Source organism: Micromonospora arida (assembly GCF_042873195.1).
In the GTDB taxonomy this organism is placed as follows: Bacteria; Actinomycetota; Actinomycetes; order Mycobacteriales; family Micromonosporaceae; genus Micromonospora; species Micromonospora arida.
The window spans coordinates 1-25,298 of the sequence record NZ_JBIALC010000004.1; the positions used below are offsets into that span (position 1 = coordinate 1).

Annotated in this window: 19 protein-coding genes and 1 rRNA gene; 18 read left to right on the forward strand and 2 right to left on the reverse strand. The window is 73.9% G+C overall.

The window, feature by feature from the left end; translation table 11 throughout:
- The 4 genes from rrf to ACFYP0_RS14265 form a co-directional block, all read left to right on the forward strand.
- Positions 1–85, forward strand: a 5S ribosomal RNA gene (gene rrf / locus ACFYP0_RS14250); the annotation flags it as partial.
- Positions 86–401: 316 nt separating this feature from the next.
- The gene (locus ACFYP0_RS14255; RefSeq protein ID WP_386996048.1) at positions 402–2,096 is read left to right on the forward strand and encodes a hypothetical protein; all 1,695 of its coding nucleotides are present in this window, start codon (positions 402–404) and stop codon (positions 2,094–2,096) included.
- Positions 2,097–2,116: 20 nt separating this feature from the next.
- On the forward strand, positions 2,117–3,166 hold the full coding sequence (locus ACFYP0_RS14260; RefSeq protein ID WP_356978929.1) for a tetratricopeptide repeat protein: 1,050 nt from the start codon (positions 2,117–2,119) through the stop codon (positions 3,164–3,166).
- Positions 3,163–4,194: an HAD-IIA family hydrolase gene (locus tag ACFYP0_RS14265; protein ID WP_386996050.1), complete on the forward strand. Its 1,032-nt coding sequence runs from the start codon at positions 3,163–3,165 to the stop codon at positions 4,192–4,194. Before ACFYP0_RS14260 ends, ACFYP0_RS14265 begins: the two co-directional genes overlap by 4 nt.
- 14 nt (positions 4,195–4,208) lie before the next feature.
- On the opposite strand, the gene ACFYP0_RS14270 is transcribed toward ACFYP0_RS14265, so the two are convergent.
- Positions 4,209–4,547 carry an SCP2 sterol-binding domain-containing protein gene (locus ACFYP0_RS14270; RefSeq protein WP_124854815.1) on the reverse strand — a complete coding sequence of 113 codons (339 nt, stop codon included), beginning with the start codon at positions 4,545–4,547 and terminating at the stop codon, positions 4,209–4,211.
- 110 nt (positions 4,548–4,657) lie between these two features.
- Here ACFYP0_RS14270 and ACFYP0_RS14275 point away from each other — a divergent pair, with 110 nt between their 5' ends.
- The 5 genes from ACFYP0_RS14275 to ACFYP0_RS14295 all read left to right on the forward strand — a co-directional run bounded on the left by ACFYP0_RS14275 (position 4,658) and on the right by ACFYP0_RS14295 (position 11,291).
- On the forward strand, positions 4,658–5,248 hold the full coding sequence (locus ACFYP0_RS14275) for a phasin family protein (RefSeq protein WP_386996052.1): 591 nt from the start codon (positions 4,658–4,660) through the stop codon (positions 5,246–5,248).
- On the forward strand, positions 5,245–5,520 hold the full coding sequence (locus ACFYP0_RS14280) for a hypothetical protein (RefSeq protein WP_356978922.1): 276 nt from the start codon (positions 5,245–5,247) through the stop codon (positions 5,518–5,520). Before ACFYP0_RS14275 ends, ACFYP0_RS14280 begins: the two co-directional genes overlap by 4 nt.
- A 38-nt stretch (positions 5,521–5,558) precedes the next feature.
- Positions 5,559–6,419 carry a TlyA family RNA methyltransferase gene (locus tag ACFYP0_RS14285; RefSeq protein WP_386996055.1) on the forward strand — a complete coding sequence of 287 codons (861 nt, stop codon included), beginning with the start codon at positions 5,559–5,561 and terminating at the stop codon, positions 6,417–6,419.
- 109 nt (positions 6,420–6,528) lie between these two features.
- A complete protein-coding gene (locus tag ACFYP0_RS14290; protein WP_091407282.1) occupies positions 6,529–7,413 on the forward strand; it encodes an NAD kinase in 885 nt (294 codons plus the stop codon).
- Positions 7,414–7,571: 158 nt separating this feature from the next.
- Positions 7,572–11,291, forward strand: a complete 3,720-nt coding sequence (locus tag ACFYP0_RS14295) for a S8 family serine peptidase (protein ID WP_386996057.1) — start codon at positions 7,572–7,574, stop codon at positions 11,289–11,291.
- Between the two features lie 79 nt (positions 11,292–11,370).
- Here the strand turns inward: ACFYP0_RS14295 and ACFYP0_RS14300 are convergent, their stop codons facing one another.
- On the reverse strand, positions 11,371–12,390 hold the full coding sequence (locus ACFYP0_RS14300) for a helix-turn-helix domain-containing protein (protein WP_124854821.1): 1,020 nt from the start codon (positions 12,388–12,390) through the stop codon (positions 11,371–11,373).
- A gap of 89 nt (positions 12,391–12,479) precedes the next feature.
- Between ACFYP0_RS14300 and recN the strand changes: the two genes are divergently transcribed.
- The 9 genes from recN to ACFYP0_RS14345 all read left to right on the forward strand — a co-directional run bounded on the left by recN (position 12,480) and on the right by ACFYP0_RS14345 (position 25,225).
- Entirely contained in the window at positions 12,480–14,237 is a 1,758-nt protein-coding gene (recN, locus tag ACFYP0_RS14305) for a DNA repair protein RecN (RefSeq protein WP_355493654.1), read from the forward strand.
- Between the two features lie 119 nt (positions 14,238–14,356).
- Positions 14,357–15,535, forward strand: coding sequence for a putative cytokinetic ring protein SteA (gene steA, locus ACFYP0_RS14310; protein ID WP_091407271.1), 1,179 nt, complete (start codon positions 14,357–14,359; stop codon positions 15,533–15,535).
- 27 nt (positions 15,536–15,562) lie between these two features.
- Complete coding sequence (locus tag ACFYP0_RS14315) at positions 15,563–16,507, forward strand: copper transporter (RefSeq protein WP_386996060.1); 945 nt, start codon at positions 15,563–15,565, stop codon at positions 16,505–16,507.
- Between the two features lie 67 nt (positions 16,508–16,574).
- Positions 16,575–17,441: a hypothetical protein gene (locus tag ACFYP0_RS14320; protein WP_386996062.1), complete on the forward strand. Its 867-nt coding sequence runs from the start codon at positions 16,575–16,577 to the stop codon at positions 17,439–17,441.
- Between the two features lies 1 nt (position 17,442).
- Complete coding sequence (murJ, locus tag ACFYP0_RS14325) at positions 17,443–19,128, forward strand: murein biosynthesis integral membrane protein MurJ (protein ID WP_386996065.1); 1,686 nt, start codon at positions 17,443–17,445, stop codon at positions 19,126–19,128.
- Positions 19,125–20,294, forward strand: a complete 1,170-nt coding sequence (locus tag ACFYP0_RS14330) for a glycosyltransferase family 4 protein (protein ID WP_386996068.1) — start codon at positions 19,125–19,127, stop codon at positions 20,292–20,294. Before murJ ends, ACFYP0_RS14330 begins: the two co-directional genes overlap by 4 nt.
- Positions 20,294–22,708 carry a hypothetical protein gene (locus ACFYP0_RS14335; protein ID WP_386996070.1) on the forward strand — a complete coding sequence of 805 codons (2,415 nt, stop codon included), beginning with the start codon at positions 20,294–20,296 and terminating at the stop codon, positions 22,706–22,708. Before ACFYP0_RS14330 ends, ACFYP0_RS14335 begins: the two co-directional genes overlap by 1 nt.
- A 163-nt stretch (positions 22,709–22,871) precedes the next feature.
- Positions 22,872–24,623, forward strand: coding sequence for a CTP synthase (locus ACFYP0_RS14340; RefSeq protein WP_124862916.1), 1,752 nt, complete (start codon positions 22,872–22,874; stop codon positions 24,621–24,623).
- Complete coding sequence (locus ACFYP0_RS14345) at positions 24,620–25,225, forward strand: NUDIX hydrolase (protein WP_355493322.1); 606 nt, start codon at positions 24,620–24,622, stop codon at positions 25,223–25,225. Before ACFYP0_RS14340 ends, ACFYP0_RS14345 begins: the two co-directional genes overlap by 4 nt.
- The last annotated feature ends 73 nt before the right edge of the window (positions 25,226–25,298 follow it).

Below are 25,298 nucleotides of genomic sequence, written 5' to 3' on the forward strand. Positions count from 1 at the left end.
TTACATTCCGAACCCGGAAGCTAAGCCCTCCAGCGCCGATGGTACTGCACTCGTGAGGGTGTGGGAGAGTAGGACGCCGCCGGACAATCTTCCAGTCGAGGGCCGCCCCATCCGGGTCGGCCCTCGACTGCGTAGCGCCATTGGTGGCGCAATCAGGAAGGATGTACCTGTGAGTTCAGGACCGCAGGGCGGAGACCGTCCCCGTCGTTACGAAGACCGTACTGACGGTGCGGGCGGAAGCGACCGCGGCCCGCGCCGCGATGACCAAGGCCGGCCCCCGTACCGGGGAGACCGCGACAGCGGCGGCGCCCGAGGCGGATACGCCGGCGGCCGCGACTCTGGCTCCCGTGGTGGTGACCGGGACAGCTCGCGCTCCAGCGCCCCCCGTGAGGGCGGCTACCGTGGCGGCGACCGCCGTGAGGGTGGTTTCCGGGGCGGCGACCGCGACGGCTCGCGTTCCAGCGCTCCGCGTGAAGGTGGCTACCGTGGCGGCGACCGTGATGGGTCACGCTCGGGTGCTCCGCGTGAGGGCGGTTTCCGGTCCGGCGCTCCCCGTGAGGGTGGCTTCCGCGGTGGCGACCGCGACAGTTCGCGTTCCAGCGCTCCGCGTGAAGGTGGCTACCGTGGCGGCGACCGCGACGGTGGTTTCCGTGGCGGCGATCGCCGTGAGGGTGGTTTCCGCGGTGGCGACCGGGACGGTTCGCGTTCCAGTGCTCCCCGCGAGGGTGGTTTCCGTGGCGGTGACCGTCGTGAGGGCGGTTACCAGGGCGGCGACCGCACTCGTTCCGGCCCCCCGCGTGAGGGTGGCTTCCGCGGTGGTGACCGCGAGGGCGGCTTCCGTGGCGGTGACCGTCGCGAAGGTGGTTTCCGGGGCGGCGACCGTGATGGCTCGCGTTCCAGTGCTCCGCGCGAGGGTGGCTTCCGGGGTGGTGACCGCGACGGTGGTTTCCGTGGCGGCGACCGCCGCGAGGGTGGCTTCCGGGGCGGCGACCGTGACGGCTCGCGTTCCAGTGCCCCGCGTGAGGGTGGTTTCCGGGGCGGCGACCGTGACGGCTCGCGCTCGAGCGCTCCCCGTGAGGGTGGCTTCCGCGGTGGTGACCGCGACGGTGGTTTCCGTGGCGGCGACCGCCGTGAGGGCGGCTTCCGTGGCGGCGACCGGGACGGTGGTTTCCGTGGCGGCGACCGCCGTGAGGGCGGCTTCCGGGGCGGCGACCGTGATGGCTCGCGCTCGGGCGCTCCGCGCGAGGGTGGCTTCCGTGGTGGTGACCGTGAGGGTGGCTTCCGTGGTGGTGACCGCGAGGGTGGTTTCCGGGGTGGCGACCGTCGCGAGGGCGGTTACCAGGGCGGCGACCGCACTCGTTCCGGCCCCCCGCGTGAGGGTGGCTTCCGGGGCGGCGACCGCCGTGAGGGCGGCTTCCGTGGCGGCGACCGTGACGGCTCGCGTTCCAGTGCCCCGCGTGAGGGTGGTTTCCGGGGCGGCGACCGCGATGGCTCGCGCTCGGGCGCTCCTCGTGAGGGTGGCTTCCGTGGTGGCGACCGCGAGGGTGGTTTCCGGGGTGGCGACCGTCGCGAGGGCGGTTACCAGGGCGGCGACCGCACTCGTTCCGGCCCCCCGCGCGAGGGCGGCTTCCGCGGTGGCGACCGCGACGGTGGTTTCCGGGGCGGCGACCGCCGTGAGGGCGGCTTCCGCGGCGGTGACCGTGACGGTTCGCGTTCCGCTGCTCCGCGTGAGGGTGGCTTCCGGGGCGGCGACCGTGACGGCTCGCGTTCCAGTGCTCCCCGTGAGGGTGGCTTCCGGGGCGGCGACCGTCGCGAAGGCGGCTTCCGCGGCGGCGACCGTGACGGCTCGCGTTCCGCTGCTCCGCGTGAGGGTGGTTTCCGTGGCGGTGACCGCGAGGGCGGTTACCGGGGCGGAGAGCGTACCGGCGGCTTCCGGTCCGACGAGCGGCCGCGCCGCGACGGGGAGTTCCGTCGCGATGACCGCACGGGTGGCTCCGAGTCGTCCGAGGGTGGGCGTAGCTCGGCCCCGGCGCTACCGGACGACATTGTCGCGACCGACCTCGACAAGGACGTCCGCGCTGAGTTGCTCTCGCTGAACAAGCCGGTCGCCGAGACGGTGGCCCGGCACCTGGTCGCCACTGGGCAGCTGATCGACGAGGACCCGGCCGAGGCGTTGGCGCACGCGCTGGCCGCCCGGCGGCTCGCGTCGCGCATCTCCGCTGTCCGTGAGGCGGTCGGCCTGGCCGCGTACCGCGCGGGGGAGTGGCAGTCGGCGATCGCCGAGCTGCGCACGTACCACCGGATGAGCGGATTGCAGAGCCACCTGGCCGTGCTCGCGGACTGCGAGCGGGCTCTCGGCCGGCCGGAGCGGGCCATTGACCTGTTCCGTGGCGCGGACCGGGAGAAGCTGGACCAGGCCGTGGCGATCGAACTGCTGATCGTCGCCGCTGGCGCGCGGGGTGACCTCGGGCAGAAGGACGCCGCGGTCGCGATGCTCCAGGTTCCGGACCTCACCAACGAGGCCACTGTGCCGTGGACGGCCCGGCTGCGGTACGCGTACGCCGACGCGCTGCTCGCTGTGGGCCGGCGCGAGGAGGCCCGCGAATGGTTCTCCCGCGCTGCCGACGTGGACACGGAGGGCGAGACAGACGCCGCCGAGCGGCTGCTCGAACTCGACGGCGTGGTCATCGAGGGTGACGAAGAGGACGAGGCCGCCGAGGAGATCGCCGCGGGCCCGGGTGCTCCCGGCGCTGTGCCGGCCCGACCCGACGCCGACCTGGCCGGCGACGCGAACGACGACGACATCGACGATGACGACGATGACGACATCGACGACGACGATGATGATGATGATGACGACGACGACGACGATGACGACGACGACGACGACGATGACGACGATGACGACGATGACGACGATGACGACGATGACGACGACGAGGAATTCGACGACGACGAGGAGGACGACGCTGTCGGCCGCCCCGCTGACGACGAAGGCTTCGACGACGAGGACGAGGACCCTCACCCCACCGAGAGCGGCAACGCCGACGCGGCCACCACTGGCGACAGCGGCGTGACGGACGGGGACGCGGCGAACGGGGACGCGGCGAACGCCGACGGGACCTCGCCGGCCCGGGACGACGAGTCGGGGTCGACGCAGCGGTGAGCGCGGGCGTGGGGGAGCGGCTGGTCGACGGGTACACCCTGGTCGTCTTCGACCTGGACGGCGTGATCTACCTGATCGACCGGCCGATCCCCGGCGCCGTCGAGACGGTGGCCCGGCTGCACGCCGAGGGACGGGCGGTGGCGTACGCCACCAACAACGCGTCCCGCCGGTCCAGCGAGGTCGCCGACCTGCTGACCGGGATGGGCGTGCCGGCCCGGCCGGAGGAGGTCCTCACCTCCGCCGCCGCCTCGGCCGAGTTGCTGCGCGACCGGCTGCCCGCCGGCGCGTCGGTGCTGGTGGTCGGCGCGGAGGCGCTGCGCGCGGAGCTGCGCGCGGTCGGTCTGAACCCGGTCACCCAGGCCGATGAGAAGCCAGCCGCGGTGGTGCAGGGGTACGGCCCGCAGGTCGGTTGGGCCGAACTGGCTGAAGCGTCGGTAGCGGTGCGGGCGGGTGCGATCTGGATCGCCACCAACACCGATCGGACCCTGCCCAGTGGGCGGGGACCACTGCCCGGCAACGGTTCGCTGGTCGCCGTGCTGCGTACGGCACTGGAGCGGGACCCCGACGTGGTGGTCGGCAAGCCGGAGCCAGCGCTGTTCGAGACCGCCGCCCGGCGCAGTAGCGGTGGGCGGAGCCTTGTGGTGGGTGACCGGCTGGACACCGACATCGAGGGTGCCCGCCGGGCCGGGCTGGACAGCCTGCTCGTGCTCACCGGCGTGCACGGCGTACCGGAGTTGCTGGCCGCCGAACCGCGGCGACGTCCCACGTACGTCGCGAAAGACCTGGCGGGGCTCTTCGACCCGGCTGCCGCCGTGCGGGTCCCGGGCCCGGCGGACGCCGGCGGCTGGTCCGTGACCGACCGGGACGGCACGCTGGAGCTGGCCGGGGCCGGTCGGCCGCTGGACGCCCTGGCGGCGCTCTGCGCGGTGGCCTGGTCGGCGTCGGTGCCGGAGTTGCCGAAGATCCGTGCGGTGGGCCCGGACGCGGCCCACGCGGTGGAGAGTTTCGGTCTGACCGCGGCGGCGTGAGCCGGGCGGGGCCCTCAGAGCAGCTTGCGCAGCTTGAGCAGGTCGAACGGGTTCGCCTTGATCGACACCCGGCGGGAGGTCACCGCACTGGTGACGTCCAGGTTGCCCCGGACCAGGGCGAGCAGGTCGTCGCTGGACGTGCTCAGCGCGATCTTGGCCTTGGGGTCGTCGCCGTCGGTCAGCTCGACCAGTCGGCCGCCGGTGATCCGGCCGTGGAACGCGGTGTCCAGGTCGGTGATCCGGCAGGCCAGCGTCCGGTCCAGGTCGATCCGTTCGCGCACCGTCTCGGCGTTGCGATCCAACCGGGCGGCCAGCTCCTGCAACGCCTGCCGGCACTCGTCCACGCTGGCCACATCTCCCCCTTGTGATCGCCACGCCGTCCTCGGCACCGTACCGCACGGGTCGGTCCGGGGTGCCCGGTAGCGTGACACCTGCACACCCCGCCCCGTGGAAGGACTCAGGCATGCAGGACGCGTGGCGCGCCTACCTCGAGCTGGCCATGGGCCTTGCGGAGGCGCCCCGGAAGAAGGCCCAGGACGTGGCACGTCGCCTCGTCGGCACCGGCGGCGCGACCGCCGCCCAACTCCAGGCCCTCGGCGAGGAACTGGTCACCACCGGCGCCGCCAACCGGGAGGCGCTGACCAAGCTGGTCCGCTTCGAGGTCGACCGGGCCCTCGGCGCGGTCGGTCTGGCCACCGCCGACGAGGTGGCCGAGCTGACCCGGCGGGTGCACGACCTGGAACGGCAGCTGCGGGAGGCGCGGTCCGCCGAGCCGGCCGACGCGCCGACCGCCGGCCCCACGCCACAACCCGACCCGACCGTCGCCGCGCAGCCCGGCACCGGTCTCGTGCCGTCCGACGCCTCGGCCGGTGCCCCGGTCTCCGCGCCGGTGGCGAAGAAGGCCGTCGCGAAGAAGGCGGTCGCCAAGAAGGCCATCGCCAAGAAGGCGCCGGCGACGATCAGCCGGACGGCCGACGAGGACGTCCCGACGCCGGCCGTGATGCCCGCCAAGAAAGCGGCGGTTCGCAAGCAGCGGCCGGACGACGCCGAATGACCCGGCCCGGTCCGCCGGCTGGCGGTTCGTTCCCGGCTCGGCCGGGTCCGCCGGCTGGTGGTTCGTTCCCGGCTCGGCCCGGTCCGCCGGTGGGTGCCCGCCCCGGGCCGCCGCCGGATCTCGGGGACGACGAGACACGGCATCCGGCGGTGGACGCCGCCGTGCGGGCCATCGCCAACGCGGCGACGCTCGCTCCCGCCGACCAGATCGCGCAGTACGAGGCGGCCTACGAGACGCTGCGGGAAACCCTCGCCACCATCGACCAGACCTGAGCGGGACGACCAGGCCTGAGCAGACCGGAGAACCACCCATGGCACGTCGTAACCGGCTGGACGCCGAACTCGTCCGACGCGGTCTGGCCCGCTCCCGTGAGCAGGCCGCCGCGTTGGTGGAGGCCGGCCGGGTCCAACTGCGGGGCGTGGTCGCCCGCAAGGCGGCCGCGATGGTCGACCCCGCCGACCCGCTCCTGGTGACCGGTGCGGACCCGGCTGAGGAGTACGTCTCCCGAGGCGGGCACAAGCTCGCCGGCGCTCTGGCCGCGTTCGCCCCCGGTGGGCTGCACGTGGCCGGGCGGCGTTGCCTGGACGCGGGAGCGTCGACCGGTGGGTTCACCGATGTGCTGCTGCGCGCCGACGCGGCCGAGGTGGTGGCCGTGGACGTCGGCTACGGGCAGCTCGCCTGGCCGCTGCGTACGAACGAGCGGGTCCGCGTCCTGGAGCGCACGAATGTCCGTACCCTCGATGCCGACGCGATCGGCGGCCCGGTCGACCTCACGGTGGCCGACCTGTCGTTCATCTCGCTGCGACTGGTGCTGCCGGCGCTGGCCGGCTGCACCCGCGACGACGGTGACCTGGCACTGATGGTCAAGCCGCAGTTCGAGGTCGGCAAGGACCGGGTCGGCGCCGGCGGTGTGGTCCGCGATCCGGAGCTGCGCGCCGAAGCGGTGCTGGACGTGGCCGCGGCGGCCGCGCGGCTCGGCCTCGGACTCGCCGGCGTGGCGGCCAGCCCGCTGCCCGGGCCGAGCGGCAACGTGGAGTTCTTCGTATGGTTGCGCCGGGGCGCACCAGCGGCCGACCCGGAGCGGGTGCGGGCCGTGGTGGCGGCCGGGCCGGACGGCTCGACGACTGCCGGCGGGGTGCCGGACGTGGCGGCGGAGGAGGTCGCAGGGTGAACGCGCGCAGTGAGGGCGCCGCAACGGGTCGCGCGGTGACACGCGGCCGTGCCGAGGCGACGGCGTCGGTGGCGCGACGCCGCCCGGTCCGGCGTGGGCGGGCGGCCCGATGAGCCGGACCGCGCTGCTGGTGACCCACACCGGCCGTCGGCGCAGCACGGAGCACGCCCGGTCGGTCGCCGCCGACCTGATCGACGCCGGTTTCGAGGTGCGGGTGGTCGCCGACGAGGCCGACGACCTCGACCTGCCCGGCGTGGTGCCGGTCGCCGGTCCGCAGGCCGCCGAGGGCGCCGAGATCGTCTTCGCGCTCGGTGGGGACGGCACCTTCCTGCGCGCCGCCGAGCTGGCCCGGCCCGCGAAGGCGCCGCTGCTCGGCATCAACCTCGGCAAGGTGGGCTTCCTGGCGGAGGCGGAGATCGACGATCTGGACACCGCCGTCCGGGACGTCGTCGGCCGCAACTACACGGTCGACGAGCGGCTGACCCTGGACGTCACGGCCGAGTTCGACGGTGGGCCGACCATCGAGTCCTGGGCGCTCAACGAGATCAGCATCGAGAAGGGCGAGCGGGCCCAGATGCTGGAGCTGCTCGTCGACGTGGACGGCCGGCCGCTGTCGCGCTACGGCTGCGACGGTGTCGTCTGCGCCACCCCCACCGGCTCCACCGCGTACGCGTTCTCCGGTGGCGGCCCGGTGGTCTGGCCGGAGGTGGAGGCGCTGCTGCTGGTGCCGATCAGCGCGCACGCGTTGTTCAGCCGCCCGTTGGTCACGGCCCCGACGTCCACCTTCGTGATCACCGTCGACCCGTTCACCACCCTCGCCGTGCTCTCCTGCGACGGCCGGCGCGTCTACGACTTGCCACCCGGGGCGCGGGTGACGGTGCGTCGGGGCGCCCTGCCGGTACGCATCGTGCGGCTGCGTCCCCGCCCGTTCACCGACCGGCTGGTGGCCAAGTTCGGCCTCCCCGTGCACGGTTGGCGTGGCAGCCGCCGGTGACCGTGGCGCACACGGTCGGTGGATGTCAGTTGTCCACCTGACGACATGTCGCCGCTGCGGCGGCCGGCGACTAGTGACCTGGTGACACGCTCCGACGCAGACTCCGATCGGCCCTCATCCACGGATGGCGGGCCTGGAGGAGTAGAGGAGCCCATCGCATGCACTGGTCCCCACGCTGGCTCGCCGTCGGCGCGGTCGGCGCGTTGGTGGTCGGCATCGCCGCACCGGCGTCCGCCGACCCGCCCGCCCGGCCCACCGGCCCGACGTCGGGCACGCCCGCCCAGCACGCACCCGTCCGCATCACCCTGATCACCGGCGACCAGGTCGAGCTCGCGCCCGCGGCACCCGGCCGGGTCGCCGCCACTGTCCGCCCGGGACCCGGGCGCGAGCGCGTCATCTTCCAGACCCTGGAGGTCGACGGCCGGTTGCGGGTGCTGCCCAGCGACGCCCTACCCTACGTTTCGAGCGGGGCCCTCGACGCCAACCTGTTCGACGTGCAGGAGTTGGCCGCCGACGGATACGGCGACGCGGCGCAGGGCGCGTTGCCACTGATCGTGCGCTACCAGGAGCAGGCGGCCGGGCGGGTCAAGCCGCTTGCCGGTGCCACCGACGCCCGGCCGCTGGAGAGCATCAACGGCGCGGCGCTGCGGGTCGGCAAGGGGGCCCTCGGCAACCTGTGGACCACGCTCGCCGGTACGCCGGCCAGCCGGACCACGACTGCCGCCGCGCCCCGGCTGGGTGCTGGCATCGCCCGTATCTGGCTGGACGGGCGAGTCCGCCCGGCGCTGGAGCACTCCGTGCCGCAGATCGGCGCCCCGACGGCCTGGGCGGCCGGGCGCGACGGTGCCGGCGTGAAGGTGGCGGTGCTCGACACCGGCGTCGACGCCACCCACCCCGACCTGGCCGGTCGGATCGCCGAGGCGCAGGACTTCTCCGGCAGCGGCAGCGCCCGCGACGGGCACGGCCACGGCACCCACGTGGCCGCCACCATCGCCGGCAGCGGTGCGGCGTCCGACGGGCTACGCAAGGGCGTCGCCCCGGGTGCGCGGTTGCTGGTCGGCAAGGTGCTCGACGACGGTGGCTCCGGCTACAGCTCGTCCATCATCGCGGGCATGGAGTGGGCCGCCCACTCCGGCGCGAAGGTGGTCAGCATGAGCCTCGGTGGCGACCCCACCGACGGCACCGACCCGATGAGCCAGGCGGTGAACGACCTGACCGCCGAGACCGGCGCGCTGTTCGTGGTCGCCGCCGGCAACTCGGGCGCCGCGCGTACCGTCGGTGCGCCCGGCGCGGCCGCGGCGGCGCTCACCGTCGGGGCCGTGGACCGTGCCGACAACCTGGCGGAGTTCTCCAGCCGGGGCCCGCGCCTCGGCGACAACGGCCTCAAGCCCGAGATCACCGCGCCGGGCGTCGGCATCGTCGCCGCCCGGGCCGCCGGCACCGCCATGGGTACGCCGGTGGACGACGCGTACACGACCGCGTCCGGCACCTCGATGGCCACTCCGCACGTGGCCGGAGCGGCGGCGATCCTCGCCCAGGAACACCCGGACTGGGCCGCCGCGAAGCTCAAGGACGCGCTGGTCAGCACGACGAAGGCGAACCCGGCGCTGACCGTCTTCGAGCAGGGTTCCGGCCGGGTCGACGTGGCGCGTGCCCTCGGCCAGCAGGTGTACGCCTCGGCCACCGCAGACTTCGGCCGGATCTCCACCGGCGGTGCGGCGGTCGAGCGGACCGTGACGTACACCAACGGCACGACGACCACGCAGTCCCTGCGACTGGCCCTGGAACTGCGCAACTTGGACACCGGCGTGGCCGAGCCCGACGGGGTCGCCGTGACCTCCGGCGAGGTGACCGTGCCGGCGGGCGGCAGCGTGGCCGTGCCGCTGCGCGCCGACCCGGCGAAGCTGGGTCGGGGCCCGCACGGTGGCTGGCTGGTGGCGACAGGCACGGAGGGCGTGGCGGTGCGGACCGCAGTCGGGCTCACCGTCAGCGGTCCCGTGCACCAACTCACCATCAAGCTGCTGGACCGGCAGGGCCAGCCGGGCCTCTCGCCGGGGTTGACCGTCTTCGGTGAGCAGCCCGAGTCGGACTTCTGGGGCCTGTGGGGTGGCGAGGGCACCCTGGAGGTCGAGGAGGGCACGTACGTGCTGACCGCGCTGATGGCGCACGGCGTCCCCCTGGACGAGCAGATGACCCAGATCGTCGAGCCAGAGGTGACCGTCGACCGGGACCTGACCGTGGTGCTCGACGCGCGCAAGGGCACGCCGGTGCGGATCGAGACGCCGAAGCCCAGCGAGCAGCGGGCCACGCTCAGCTACTACGTGCACCGGGTGCTGGGCAATGGCCGGCAGATTGACCACGGCGTGATGGCCTACAGCACCGTTCAGCAGGTCAACGTCACGCCGACCCGCCAGGTGCGCCAGGGCGAGTTCGAGTTCGCCTCGCGGTGGCAGCTCGTCGCGCCCATGGTGGACGCGAAGATCAGCGGGGTGTCCGGTCCGTCGGACATCAACCTGCTGGGCACGTCGCCGGCGCCGACCGGTCGGCGGAAGCTGCCGCTGGTCTGGGCCGGCACCGGCACCCCCGCCGATCTGACCCGGGTGCGGGGCGCCGCCGTGCTGCTCGGCGCCGACCCGAACCGCTCGGAAGAGGAGCAGGCGGCCGCCGTCGCGGCAGCCGGCGCCGCCGCGGTGCTGATCGTCCGGCCCGAGGACCAGAGCGCGTGGACGGTCTGGCGGCCCAACGGAGAGCGGCTGCCGATCCCGTCGATGGTGGTCGCGTACGACGACGGGCAGCGGCTGATCGCGGCGGCGCGCAAGGGTCGGGCGACGCTGGACCTGACGCTGACCGTGGACAGCCCCTACCTGTACGACGTGTGGCAGGTGTCGAAGGGTCGGGTGCCGGAGCGTGTGGTGCACACGGTGACCGCCAAGAACACCGCCGAGGTGACCGCGAGCTACGGCGACATGGGTGCGGGCTGGGCCACCGAGGAGCGGTTCGGCTGGCGTCCGTGGCAGGAGTACGCCTGGAACGACGACCAGCGCATGGTCCGCAACGGCACCACCCGGCAGGAGTTCGTCAGCGCCGGGGACTCCTGGTGGCAGCAACGGGTGCTGCACAAGCAGATGTTCATGCAGTGGGGGCAGCTGACCGGTGGTCTGACCCAGCAGCCCCGGCGCTACGCCGCCGACGACCGGGTGACCGAGACCTGGCACGCGCCGGTGCTCCGCCCGGCCGTCCCGGCCAGCGGGGCGCCGGTGCCCACCCGCGCCGGTGACAACCTGGAGTTGCGGGTGCCCGAGTTCGTCGACGCCGAGGGGCACTACAGCGTGGCCGGCGAGAGCGAGGAGTCGGACACCGTCACGGCGCGGGTCAGCCGCGACGGGCAGCAGATCGCCGACCTCTCCGACGGCTGGGCGTCGGTGCCCACGACCGCCGGGGCCGCCCGCTACCGCCTGGACGTGACCACCCAGCGGTCCTCGGCCGACTGGCGTTACGGCACGCGGACCGACACGGCCTGGGAGTTCACCTCGGCCCGACCGGCGGGCGACGCCGCCACGCCGTTGTCGCTGCTCCAGGTGGACTACCGGGTGCCGGCCGACCTGCGCGGCACGGTACGCGGCAACCGGCCGCACCAGCTGGGGCTGACCCTGCGGCAGCCGGCCGGGTTGCCGGCGCCGACCGGTGCCGGTGTCCGGGTGCAGGTCTCCTTCGACGGGGGCGTCACCTGGCGCAACGCGCCGACCAAGGGTTCGGGCACCCGGTACACCGCGACGGTGCCGGCGGGGCGCGGAACGGTGTCGCTGCGGGTGCACGCCGCCGACCGGGCCGGGAACACCGTCGACCAGACGGTGCTCCAGGCGTACGGGCTGCGCTGATCGGGCGGGGCGGGGCGGCCTGGCCGTCCCGCCCCGCCGGTCGAGGGTCCGCCGTCGGTCGACGGCGGACCCTGTCGCGTCAGAGCCAGCCGCGTCGGGCCACCTGGAACGCCAACCCGGGCCGGGTGTCCACGCCGGCGGCGGCCATCAGGTCGGCGATCCGCCGTTGCACGGTCCGCCGGCTCACCCCGAGCTGGGAGGCGATGGACTTGTCCGGTACGCCCGCCACGAACAGCGACAGCAGCCGGGCCTCGTCGGCGTCGGGTTGGTAACCGTCGCCCGGTTGGTCGGCGGGATCCGGGCGTCGAGCCTCGGGGGCCGCGACGGCGAGGGGGTCGTCGAGGCGCAGCCGGGTGGCCACCCGCCAGTGGCTCTCGAAGAGGGCGAGCAGCGCGTCGAGCAGTTGACTGCGGCCGATCACGGCGGCGCTCGGTTCGCCGCCGTCGCGGTCGGGCACCAACGGGCAGATGGCCGTGCGGGCGTCCACGATGGCCAGTCTGACCGGCAGCCGGTCCAGGACGCGGGCCTGCTCCCCGGCGGCGACCCCCTTGGCCAGGTCGGCCAAAGCGCCCGGCTCCAGCAGCAGGTCACGCTCGTAGATGGCCCGGTAGCTCACCCCACGGGCCAGCGCGTCGAATTCCTCGACGTTCTCCGGGCCGGCCATGGCGAGGGGATTGGCCCGGCAGAACCAGAGCACCTCGGTACGCGCCGAGTTCTGCAGGTCGCGCAGGCGGTCGCGAAGCACCCGGGCGCCGGTGATCACCTCGACCAGGTGGTCGACGTGGTGTCGGCGCAGCCCGGTGCGGTACTCCTCGGCCAGTTGGGTGACCAGTCGGCGGGCGGACTCCAGGTCCTCCTGACGTCGCAGCAGCGTCCCGCCGAGGGCGACGTCCGGGGCGGTCGGGCGCAGCGGGGCGTCCGGGTCGTTGTCGCTGCGCTGTACGAGGCCCTTGCCGCGCAGTGCCTCGACCTGGGCGACGACCTGCTCACGGGGCCGGTGCAGGCGATCGGCCAACTCGTCGATGCGGGCTGTGGTGAGCTGGAGCAGGCAGCGGTAGAGCTCCTCCTCAGCCGAGGTCAGGCCGATCACGTCCAACACGGGGCAGAACTGTACGTCGGCCGGGTGCGGGCCGTACCCGGGCCCGTCGGCTGGTCAAGTGTCGGGCCTCGCGTCTACTGTCGGTGGCTGTGCTGGAAGAGCTGCGCATCACCGGACTGGGCGTCATCGAAGACACCACGCTGCCGTTGACCGGCGGCATGAACGTCATCACCGGCGAGACCGGTGCGGGCAAGACGATGGTGGTCACCGGCCTCGGCCTGCTCTTCGGCGGCCGGGCCGACGCCGGGCGGGTCCGCGCCCAACCCGGCCGTGCGGTGGTGGAGGGGCGGCTGCGGCTGCACGGGCGGGTCGCCGACGCCGTGCACGCGCGGATCATCGAGGCCGGCGGCGAACCCGACGAGGACGGGTCGGTGCTGCTGAGCCGCACGGTGACGGTGGAGGGGCGCTCGCGCGCCCACGTCGGCGGTCGGAGCATGCCGGTGTCGATGCTCGGTGAGATCGGCGAGCAGGCGGTTGCCGTGCACGGTCAGTCCGACCAGCTGCGGCTGCTGCGCCCGGCCGAGCAGCGGGCCGCACTGGACCGGTTCGCCGGCCCCGCGCACGAGAAGCTGCTCGACGCGCTGCGCGAGGCGTACACGGGGTGGCGTCGGGTCGTCGACGACCTGGCCGACCGTCGGCGCAACGCCCGCGAGCGCAACCAGGAGGCCGACCTGCTGCGGTTGGGCCTCGACGAGATCACCCGGGTCGATCCGCAGCCCGGTGAGGACGGCGAGCTGAAGACCGAGGCGCAGCGGCTGGAGCACGCCGAGGGCCTGCGGACGGCCGCGCAGATCGCCCAGCAGTGCGTGGCCGGTGGCGCGGAGGCGGCGGAGGAGACCCCGGACGCGGCGGCGCTGCTCGGCACCGCCCGGCGGACCCTGGAGGCGCAGTCCGGCACCGATCCGGCGCTCGGTGAGCTGGCGGCCCGCCTGGAGGAGGCGGCCACCCTGGTCACCGACGTGTCCGCGGAGCTGTCGGCGTACCTGGCGACGCTGGACGCGGACCCGGCCCGGTTGCAGCACGTCTACGAGCGGCGAGCGGCGCTGCGCGCGCTGACCCGTAAGTACGCCGACGACGTCGACGGGGTGATCGCCTGGGCCGATCGGGCGCGCACCCGACTGTCCGATCTGGACATGTCCGACGACGTGCTCGACGAGTTGGAGCGGGAGGGCCAGCGGCTCGCCGTCGAGGTGGCCGACCTGGCCGGGCGGGTGTCCACCTCCCGGCAGGAGGCGGCGGTCCGCTTCGCCGACCAGGTCACCGTCGAGCTGGCCGGGCTGGCGATGCCGCACGCGCGGATCGAGGTGGCGGTGCTGCCCCGTCCGGCCGGGCGGGCCGAGCCGACGCTTGCGGTCAACGGCGTCGAGGTGGGTGTCACGCCGGACGGCGGTGACGAGGTGGAGTTGCGGTTGCTGGCCCACCCGGGCGCGCCGTCGTTGCCGTTGCAGCGCGGCGCCTCCGGCGGTGAGTTGTCCCGGGTGATGCTCGCCATCGAGGTCGTGTTCGCCGGCTCCGGTGGCCCGCCCACGTTGGTCTTCGACGAGGTCGACGCGGGGGTCGGCGGGCAGGCGGCGGTGGAGATCGGCCGGCGGCTGGCCCGACTGGCCCGCAGTCACCAGGTGCTGGTGGTCACGCACCTGCCGCAGGTGGCCGCGTTCGCCGACCGGCACCTGGTGGTGGCGAAGGACACCGGCGGTGCGGTGACGACCAGCGGGGTGCGGGTGGTGGAGGACACCGAGCGGGCTCGGGAGTTGGCGCGCATGCTGGCGGGTTTGCCCGATTCAGATCTGGGTATCGCCCACGCCGAGGAGCTTTTGGCAGTGGCCGCCAAGGAAAGGCGGTTGTGACGCCGCGTATTGTGAGCGCAAGCACACCGGCTTGTGCCGGTGTGTGCTTCCCTGGGTAGGCGGCCCTGCTCAGGCATGTCGCGACAGAAAAGCCTGCCTCACATGCCAGGATGGTCACGATGCGTCTACCCACGTTGCGCCGGAACCGGAACTCCGAACCGGGCAGAGTCCTCGGCACCGCGCGCCTTGATCGCCGGACGAAACGCCTGGTCGGTCGGCTGCGCCCCGGTGACATCGCGGTCATCGACCACGTCGACCTGGACCGGGTGGCGGCCGACTCGCTCGTCGCCGTCGGGGTCGCGGCGGTGCTCAACGCCAAGCCCTCGGTCTCCGGCCGTTACCCGAACCTCGGCCCGGAGGTGTTGATCGCCGCCGGCATTCCGCTCCTCGACGACCTGGGGGAGGGCGTCTTCGAGCGCATCCGCGAGGGCGACCAGGTGCGCATCGAGGGCAACACGGTCTTCGCCGGTGACGAGCCGGTGGCCCACGGCAGCCTTCAGGACGCCGAGTCGGTCGGCAAGGCGATGGCCGACGCCCGGGAGGGTCTGTCGGTGCAGTTGGAGGCGTTCGCCGCCAACACGATGGACTACCTGCGCCAGGAACGCGACCTGCTGCTCGACGGTGTCGGAGTGCCGGACATCGAGACCCAGATGCAGGGTCGGCACTGCCTGATCGTGGTGCGCGGCTACGACTACAAGGCCGACCTGGACGTGCTGCGCCCGTACATCCGGGAGTTCAAGCCGGTGCTCATCGGCGTCGACGGCGGTGCGGACGCCCTGGTCGAGGCCGGCTACACCCCCGACATGATCATCGGGGACATGGATTCGGTCACCGACGACGTGCTGCGCTGCGGCGCCGAGGTGATCGTGCACGCGTACCCGGACGGGCGCGCGCCCGGCCTACCCCGGGTCAACGGCCTCGGTGTGCCGGCGATCACCTTCCCGGCCGCGGCGACCAGCGAGGACCTGGCCATGCTTCTCGCCGACGAGAAGGGCGCCTCGCTGCTGGTCGCGGTCGGCACCCATGCCACCCTCGTCGAGTTCCTCGACAAGGGCCGCGGCGGGATGGCCTCGACCTTCCTGACCCGGCTGAAGGTCGGCGGCAAGCTGGTCGACGCCAAGGGGGTGAGCCGGCTCTACCGGCAGAGCATCTCCGGCTCGTCGCTGCTGCTGCTGGTGCTGTCGGCGATCGCGGCGATGGCGTCCGCGGTGGCCGTGTCAACAGTCGGGAAGGCGTACCTGGGCGTGGTCGCCGAGTGGTGGGACAATTTTGTGTTCCAGCTGTACCGGCTCTTCTAGTTCCCGACCGATCAAGAGGCTGCAAGCGTGATCAACTTCCGCTACCACGTGGTGTCCCTCACCGCGGTCTTCCTGGCTCTGGCGATCGGCCTGGTGGTCGGCACAGCCGCCCTCAACGGCCCGGTCGCCGACTCGCTCAAGGAGCAGGTCACCGGGCTACGCAAGGACAACCAGCAGTGGCGTCAGACGGTCAGCAACATGGAGAAGCAACTCGCGCTGGAAGAGGAATTCGCCGAGGAGACCTCCCAGCTCCTCCTGCCCGGCACCCTCACCGCGCGCCGGGTCGCGGTTCTCAGCCTGCCCAACGGGCGCGACCACACCGGAAACGTGCTCAAGAAGCTCCAGCAGGCCGGGGCCACCATCACCGGCCAGGTCGACCTGCAGGACAAGTTCATCAACCCGGACAACAACTCCAACCTGCTGGAGTTGGCCGTCACCGCCGCCCGTCCGACCGCGCAGACCACCGGCCTGCCGGGCAACGGACACGGCGTGGAGACCTCCAGCGCGCTGCTGGCCAGCGTCCTGCTGGACCGGCCCCAGGGCGTCGCGCCGGTCAGTGACGCCGACCGGCGGGCGGTGCTCGCCGCCTACAACAACGCCGGCTACCTGACCACCGACAGCAACAAGGTCACCGCCTCGGCGGAGGCGGTCGTCGTGGTCAGCGGTCAGCCGTACGTCGACAAGGACTCCGACAAGCGGGACGAGTCGGTGGTCAAGATCGCCGAGCAGTTCGACCGCACCGGGGCGATCGTGGTGGCCGGCAACGGTTCCGTCGGCGGCAACCTGGTCGGCGTGGTGCGCGGCGACCCGGTGCTCGCCCAGACCATCTCCACGGTCGACAACGCCAACACCGTGCAGGGCCAGGTGGTCACCACCCTCGCCCTGGTGCAGCAGCTCACCGAGAAGAAAGCCGGGCAGTACGGCGTCGGCGACAACGCCGCCTCCGGCCTGTTGCCTAGACTGCCCCAGTGAGCGAACGACGTACCCCCGTGTCCGGATCCGACCAGGTGACGCGTGACCGAGCCGGCGAGGTGGCGGCGTGAGCGCGCTGGGTCGGCTGTTGATCGCCGGCGCGGGCGCCGCGGCGGCCCGCTACGCGCTGCGTGAGGCGCGCACCTCGCCGGCCGGGCCCGCGTTGGAACGCACCAACTTCCGTGGCCGCACGGTGAGCCTGGCCGCCGGGCCGGCGCTCGCCGCCGGCGCGGCCGCCGCCGGCGCGTTCGGGGCCACCGGCGGCGCCGCCGGTGGGGCGGCGCTGGTCGCCGGTCTCGGCGCGGGCGGCGTCGGGCTGTACGACGACGTGGTCGGCGCGCGGCCGGAGCAGAAGACGGCCAAGGGTTTCGCCGGGCACCTCGCCGCGTTGCGTGAGGGGCGGGTCACCGCCGGTCTGGTCAAGGTTGTCGGGGTGGGAGCCGCCGGGCTGGGAGCCGCCGCGCTGCTCGCCGCCGACGCCCGGGTCGCCGCGCACCCGCGCCGGCAGCGGCACGGTGCGTTCGGCCGGGGTGTCGACGTGCTGCTCGGCGCCGGTGTGATCGCCGGCACGGCCAACCTGCTCAACCTGCTCGACCTGCGGCCGGGCCGCGCCCTCAAGTCCGGGCTGCTGCTCGCCGCGCCGCTGACCGGCGGCCCGCAGGGCGGGATCGCCGCGGGTGCGGCCGGTGCCGCCGCCGGTCTGCTCCGCGACGACCTGGCCGAGGACGTGATGCTCGGCGACAGTGGCGCGAACGCGCTCGGGGCGGTGCTCGGCGTCGCGCTCGCCGCCCGTACCGGCCCGCTCGGCCGGGCCGGTCTGCTCGCCGTCCTGGCCGGGCTCACCGCCGCCAGCGAGAAGGTCAGCTTCACCGCGGTGATCCAGCGGACCCCGGGGCTGCGCGAACTCGACGCACTGGGCCGACGCGCCGACTGACGTGACAAGACCGGCACCCCTCGCCGGCGCCGGCCGGCTGGCCGGGGCAGCCGCGCTCATCGCCGTCCTCACCGTGGCCAGCCGACTCGCCGGCTTCGGCCGTACCGCCGTGTTCACCTGGGTGGTCGAGCAGAGCGACCTCGGCGGCATGTACGTCATCGCCAACACGGTGCCGAACATCGTCTTCGAGATCGTCGCGGGCGGGGCGTTGGCCAGCCTGGTCGTGCCACTGCTGGCCGGGGCGGTCGCGGCCGAGGACCGGCGGGCGGTGGCGGCCACCACCGGCGCCCTGCTCACCTGGACGGTGAGCCTGCTGGTCCCCCTCGCCGTGCTCGTCGTCCTGTTCGCCGACCCGATCATCTCGCTGATCAGCGAGGGACGATCGGCGGCGGAACTCGCCGCCGGCGCCCGGATGCTGCGCGTGTTCGCCCCGCAGTTGCCGCTCTACGGGATCGGCATCGTGCTCACCGGCGTCCTGCAGGCACACCGACGCTTCGCCTGGCCGGTCATCGCGCCGCTGCTGTCCAGCCTCACGGTTGTCGTCGTCTACGTGGCCTTCGGCGCCGCCCAGGGGCGGGGCGTGTCAGTGGCCCAGGTTGGCCGCAGCGGCGAACTGCTCCTCTCCGGCGGCACCACGCTGGGCGTGGTGGTGCTGTCGCTCTCACTGCTGATCCCGCTGCGCCGGCTGCGGCTACGGCCCCGGTTCGGGTACGCCTTCACCGCCGACGCGCGGGCGCGGATCGGCGGGCTCGCCACGGCCGGCGCGGTGACGGTGGCCGCACAGCAGATCGCGCTCCTGGTGGTCCTGAACCGGGTCTCCGGGGGCCCCACCGGCTCCCCACAGGTGTTCAACCTGGCTCAGGCGATCTACCTGTTGCCGTGGGCGGTCCTCGCCGTGCCGTTGGCGGTGGCGTCCTATCCCACCCTGGCCACCGCCAGCGCCGCCGGTGACGAGGACGGTTACCGACGAACCCTCTCCGGCGCGACGCGGGGCGTGCTGCTCTTCAGTTGCCTGGGCGTCGCGGCGTTGATCGGTACCGCGCAGCCGGTCGCCGCCCTCTTCTACCCGGACAATCCGGCGTCCACTGCGGCTGCCATCAGGGGGTTCGCGCCGGGACTGCTCGGCTACGGCCTGTTCGCGGTGCTGTCCCGGGCGCTGTACGCGCGCGGCGACACCCGGTCGGCGACGGTGGCGATCACCCTCGGCTGGCTGGTCGTGCCGGCCGTGGCGCTGCCGTTGACGGCGCTGCTGCCCACCGCCGACCGGGTGCTCGCGGTGACGTCCGCGAACTCGGTGGGGATGCTGGTGCTCGGCGCCCTGCTGCTCGTGGCGGTGCTGCGCGGCGCCGGCCGTCCCGCCCTCGCGGGAGCGGCACGGGCCGGAGCGGCCGGTGTGCTCGCCGGTGTGCTCGCCGGGCTCGCCGGGCTGGGCCTGAGCCGTTGGCTCGACCAGTCGGACGGCGGCACCCCGACGACGGCGGCAGCGTTCGGTCAGGGCATGCTGTCCGGGGTTCTGATTGGGGTTGTGTTCCTCGCCGTGGTCTGGTTCGTCGACCGGCGGGACGTACAGCCACTGATCGCCGGGGTGCTGCGGCGTCTGGGCCGGCGGGGGCCGTCCGGCGGTGCGCCGACACCGGGCGCGGGCTCCGCGGAGCGGGGCGACGGGAAGGAGACGGCGACGCGATGACTGAGCCAGCTCAGCCTGCCAACTGGTCGGGCACCGTCGCGTTGGTGCTCGCGTCCAGCACCGGCGGGGTCGGCCAGCACGTCCGTTCGGTGGCCCGGGGCCTCGTCGCGGGCGGCACCACCGTCCTGGTCTGCGGGCCCGCCGCCACTGAGGAGCAGTTCGACTTCACCGGTGTCGGTGCGCGGTTCGCGCCGGTGGAGATCCCGGCCAGCCCGACTCCGGCCGACGCGCGGGCGGTGCTCTCCCTGCGCCGGGCGCTCGCCGCCGTTCACGTCGACGTGGTGCACGCGCACGGCCTGCGGGCCGGGTTGGTCGCCGTGCTGGCCCGTCCGGCCGCCCCGCTGATCGTCACCTGGCACAACGCGGTGCTCGCGGGAGGGCTGCGGGGCGGAGTGTCCCGGCTCGTCGAACGGGTGGTGGCCCGGGGCGTGCGGGTGGCGCTCGGCGCCTCCGAGGACCTGGTGCGACGGGCCGCCGAGGTGGGTGCCGCCGACGCCCGGCTCGCTCCGGTCGCCGCGCCGACGCTGCCCGCGCCGCGTCGACGCCCGGCGGCGGTACGCGCCGAGTTCGGCGTCCGCCCGGACCAGCCGTTGATCGTCTCGGTCGGTCGGTTGCACCCGCAGAAGCGCTACGACGTGCTGATCGACGCGGCGGCCCGTTGGCGTGCGCGTACCCCGCCGCCGGTCGTGGTGATCGCGGGCAGCGGGCCGGCGTATCTGCCGCTCGCCGCGCGGACCTCCGCCGCCCGCGCCCCGGTGACCCTGCTGGGGCACCGCACCGACGTGGCCGACCTGCTCGCCGGCGCCGACCTGGCCGTGGTGACCAGCGACTGGGAGGCGCGACAGCTCTTCGCCCAGGAGGCGCTGCGCGCCGGCGTGCCGCTGGTGGCCACCGCTGTCGGCGGGCTCCCGGACCTGGTGGGTGACGCGGCCACGCTGGTTCCCGCCGGTGACGTGGACGCGGTCGACGCGGCCGTACGCGCGTTGCTGGACGACCCGGCGGCGCGGGCGGAGTTGGGCCGGCGTGGCGCCGAACGGGCGGCGACGTGGCCGACCGAGGCGGACACCGTCGCCACGCTTGCCGCCCTCTACGCCGAGCTGGCCGGGAACCCCGGCGGGCCGGCGGCCGCCCCGGGCTCCGACGCCCGGAGAACGGGACACCGGTGATGCTGCGCCGAATCGCTCCCGCCCTGTTGACAGTGCTCGTGGTGGCGCTGGGCGTCACCGCGCTCGCCGCCCGCCCACCCCAGGGCACCCCGCAACGCACCGCCGACTTCGTGGTGCTCGCCGGGATCGCCGGGCTGCGCTGGGAGGACGTGGATCCGCAGAGCACCCCGACGCTGTGGCGGATGGCCCAGGACGGCTCGATCGGCTCCCTGTCGGTGCGTTCCGCGCACCGGCCCACCTGCCCGGTGGACGGCTGGCTGACCCTCGGCGCGGGCAGCTTCGCCGCGTGGAACGGCAGCCGGTCGGTCGACGGTTGCCCGTCGGCGGCGGTGACGGTGGAACAACCGGACGGCATCGGCGCGAACCTGCCCGACCAGGAGAGCGTGGTCCAGTACAACCAGCAGCAGCTGCCCTGGGGCGCCCTGCCCGGCTCGTTGTCCGAGTCGGTGCGATGCTCCGTCGCCGTCGGCCCGGGCGCGGCCGTGGCCGCCGCCCGGCCGTTCGGCCGCGTCGACCGGTACGCCTCGGGGCTGCCGGCCGACCCGCGGCCGCTGCTCGGCTCGTGTGTGCTGAGCATCGTCGACCTCGGCACGGTCGAGGGGGCCGATCCGGCCACCCGCGCCGAGGAGGCCCGCGCGGCGGACGCCGAGCTGGCGCGGGTGCTGGCGGCGCGACCCCCACGGTCGTTGGTGCTGGTCGCGGGGATCTCCGACACCACCCAGCCGGCCCGGCTGCACGTGGCGGTCGCCGACGGGCCGGGCTGGGAACGGGGGTGGCTCACCTCCGCGAGCACCGGCCGGGACGGGTACCTGCAACTTGTCGACCTTGCGCCGACCGCCCTCGCCGCGTTGGGTCGGCCCATGCCGGAGCGGCTCTTCCTCGGCCGTCCGGCGATCAGCACCGGCGACGGCCCCGCCGACCTGACCGAGGCCATCAACGCGCCGGCGAACGCCGACCGGGAGGCGGCCGCCCAGCGCTCCGTCTCCGGGGTGTTCTTCGCGTTGCTCGCCGGGGCGCAGGTGCTGCTGGCGATCGCGATGCTGCCGCTGCTGCGCCGGGCCCGTCCGCACGCCGGCCCGGCCGGCCCGACGCCCGTCTCCGGGCGGATCGTGGCGGTGGTGGAGCTGCTGCTGGTCGCCGTGGCGTTGACCGTGCCGGCGGCGCTGCTGGCCGACGCGGTGCCCTGGTGGCGCGGCGAGCACCCCGGGTGGATCTTCGCCGGGGTGACCGCGCTGCTGGTGGCCGCCGGCACTGCGGCGGTGCGGTTCGTCCCCGGGTACGCGAACACCCTCGGGCCGCTCGGAGCGGTGGCCGGCCTCGCCACGCTCGTGGTCGGGCTGGACGTGCTCACCGGGGCCCGCCTCCAGCTCAACAGCGTGGTCGGCTACTCCGCGTTGCAGGGCGGCCGGTACGCCGGGCTGAGCACTGTGGGGTTGGGAGTGTTCCTCGCCGGTGCGTTGGTCACCGGCGGCTGGTTCGCCCAACGGGTGCACCGGGGCTGGCGGCCGGCGGTGATGGTGGCGGTGGGTGGCCTCGCCGTGGTGGTGGTCGGCAGCCCGTACCTGGGCGCCGACCCGGTCGGCGCGATCGCGCTCACCGCCGGGGTGAGCGTCGCCGCCGTGATCAGCGCCGGCGGCTGGTTGACGATCAGCCGGCTGGCCTGGGCCACCATGGCCGCGCTGGCGGTCGGTATCGGGTTCGCCGTGGTGGACCTGCGGCGTCCGCCGGGGGAGCGGGGCAGCCTGGGCCGGTTCCTCTCCGCGCTCGGCGACGGCACCGGCGGGTTCGCCGTGCACCGGTCCAGCACGGAGAACTTCGAGACGTTGGTCAACAGCCCGCTGACGGTGCTGGCGCTGGCCGGCGGGTTGCTCGTGTGGTTCGCCCTGTTGCAGCCGTGGGGTGGGCTGATGCGGCTGTTCGGCATCTACCCGGCGGTCCGGGCCGCGCTGGCCGGCACTGTGGTCGCCGCGGTGCTCGGTGGTGTGCTCGACGGCGCGGCCCTGGACGTGATGGGCGCTGCCGCCGCACTGGTGGTGCCGATGGCCGCCCTGGCGTCGCTCCGGGTGCTCGGGCACGCCGCGGACCGGACCCGCCCGGCAGCGGGCCGATCCCGCGCCAACGGCGCCGACGACGACTCGGGGTCCGGCGGGGTCGGCCCGCTCGGTGGAGGCGACGGTCCGACCGGCGGCGGTGGGCCACTGGGTGCCGTGCATCCCCGTCCGATCGCCGGCCCGCCTCCGAGCGCACCGGCGAAGGTCGCCCAACCGGCGTCGGACACTGCGGGCGAGCGCCGTGGGGACGCCGACGAACCGGCCGAGCCGACCGCGAGCGGGTCGACGCCGGACGCCGATCCGACGGTGCCCGTACCGCCCCGGCAGGTCTCCCGGTCATCGACGGAGGTTGCCGCGTCCTGAGCGCCGGGCCTCGTCCGGATGGCCCGGAGGTGTCGCAGCCGGGGTGCGGCCTGCGGGTACCTGCCCTGGAGGTGTTACCGTCGAATCCCGTGGATCGCGTGATCACTTTGCTGATCAAGCACGGCGGTCTGCATGACCGCGACAGACGACACGGGAGCAGGCCTTGGCCCCATCAGCACGGACGACCAGGCACATTTTCGTCACCGGGGGCGTCGCCTCCTCGCTGGGTAAGGGCCTCACCGCCTCCAGCCTCGGCAATCTGCTGACCGCGCGCGGGTTGCGTGTGGTGATGCAGAAGCTCGACCCCTACCTGAACGTCGACCCGGGGACGATGAACCCGTTCCAGCACGGTGAGGTCTTCGTCACCGAGGACGGCGCCGAGACCGACCTCGACGTCGGGCACTACGAGCGGTTCCTCGACCGGGCGCTCTCCGGCAAGGCGAACGTCACCACCGGCCAGATCTACTCCGACGTGATCGCCAAGGAGCGGCGCGGCGAGTACCTGGGCGACACCGTCCAGGTGATCCCGCACATCACCAACGAGATCAAGTCGCGGATCCTGGCGATGGCCGACCCGGACGAGGACGGCCAGGTCCCCGACGTGGTGATCACCGAGGTCGGTGGCACGGTCGGCGACATCGAGTCGCTGCCGTTCTTGGAGGCGATCCGCCAGGTCCGCCACGACCTGGGCCGCGACAACTGCTTCTACCTGCACGTGTCGCTGGTGCCGTACCTGGCGCCCTCGGGTGAGCTGAAGACCAAGCCGACGCAGCACTCGGTGGCGCAGCTGCGCAACATCGGTATCCAGCCGGACGCGATCGTGCTCCGCTGCGACCGGGAGATCCCGGTGAAGCTCAAGGAGAAGCTGTCGCTCTACTGCGACGTGGACGCCGAGGCGGTCGTCGCCTGCCCGGACGCCCCGAGCATCTACGACATCCCGAAGGTGCTGCACCGGGAGGGGCTCGACGCGTACGTGGTGCGCCGGCTCGGCCTCTCCTTCCGGGACGTGGACTGGGCCAGCTGGGACGATTTGCTGGAGCGGGTGCACCGCCCCCGGCACACGGTCACCGTCGCGGTGGTCGGCAAGTACGTCGACCTGCCCGACGCGTACCTGTCGGTGAGTGAGGCGATCCGGGCGGCGGGCTTCGGTCACCGGGCTCGGGTGCAGCTCAAGTGGGTGCCCAGCGACGAGTGCGTCACCCCGGCCGGCGCCGCCGCGGCGTTGGCCGGCGTGGACGGCATCCTCATCCCCGGCGGCTTCGGCGTCCGTGGCATCGAGGGCAAGGTCGGTACCGCCCGGTACGCCCGCGAGGCCGGCATCCCGCTGCTCGGCCTCTGCCTCGGCCTGCAGTGCATGACCATCGAGGTGGCCCGGCACCTGGCCGACCTGGACGGCGCCAACTCGTTGGAGTTCGACGAGCAGGCGGCCCACCCGGTCATCGCCACGATGGCCGACCAGGAGGACATCGTCGCCGGTCGGGGCGACCTGGGCGGCACCATGCGGCTGGGCGCGTACCCGGCGACGTTGACCGAGGGCTCGATCGTCGCCGAGGCGTACGGCAGCACCGAGATCAGCGAGCGGCACCGGCACCGGTACGAGGTGAACAACGCCTACCGGGACGCGCTGACCAAGGCGGGCCTGCACATCTCCGGCACCTCGCCGGACGGCCGGCTGGTCGAGTTCATCGAACTGGACCGGAGCCTGCACCCGTTCTTCGTGGCCACCCAGGCGCACCCCGAGTTGAAGAGCCGCCCGACCCGCCCGCACCCGCTGTTCGCCTCGTTCGTCAAGGCCGCGGTGGCGTACTCGCAGGCCGATCAGCTGCCGGTCGACCTGGACGCGGCGGCGGAGGCCCCGACGACGCGCAAGGCCGCCCGCAACGGCGCCGCGACGAAGGCGTCGTCGGCGTCGTGAGCAACCTCGAGCACCGCTACGAGGTGCGTTCCCGGGAGGAGCGGTACCGGGGACGGATCTTCGACGTGGTCACCGAGGAGGTGACCATGCCGGGCGGTGGGACCGGGCTGCGGGACCTCGTCCGGCACGTCGGGGCGGTGGCCGTGGTGGCGCTCGACGACGCCGGCCAGGTGGTGCTGATCCGGCAGTACCGGCACCCGGTCGGGCGGCACCTGTGGGAGCTGCCGGCCGGTCTGATGGACGTCTCCGGCGAGGAGTTGCCGGTGGCCGCGCTGCGGGAGTTGGCCGAGGAGGCCGACCTCACCGCCGGCCGGGTCGACGTGCTGGTCGACCTGCACAGCTCACCGGGGTTCACCAACGAGATCGTCCGGGTGTTCCTGGCCCGCGACCTCGCCGACGTGCCGGCCGACGAGCGGCACGAGCGCCACGACGAGGAGGCCGACCTCCAGGTCGTCCGGATCGACCTGGACGAGGCGGTCGCCATGGTCCTGGCCGGTGAGATCACCAACGCGTCCGCGGTGGCGGGGCTGCTGGCCGTGGCCCGCGCCCGGGACACCGGCTTCGCGTCTCTGCGTCGGGCGGACGCGCCGCTGCCGCGCTGAGCGTCGCCGCCGGTCCAGCCGGTGAGGGAGTACGCGCCAAAGGGGCCCCGCGGTCAGCCGCGGGGCCCCTTTC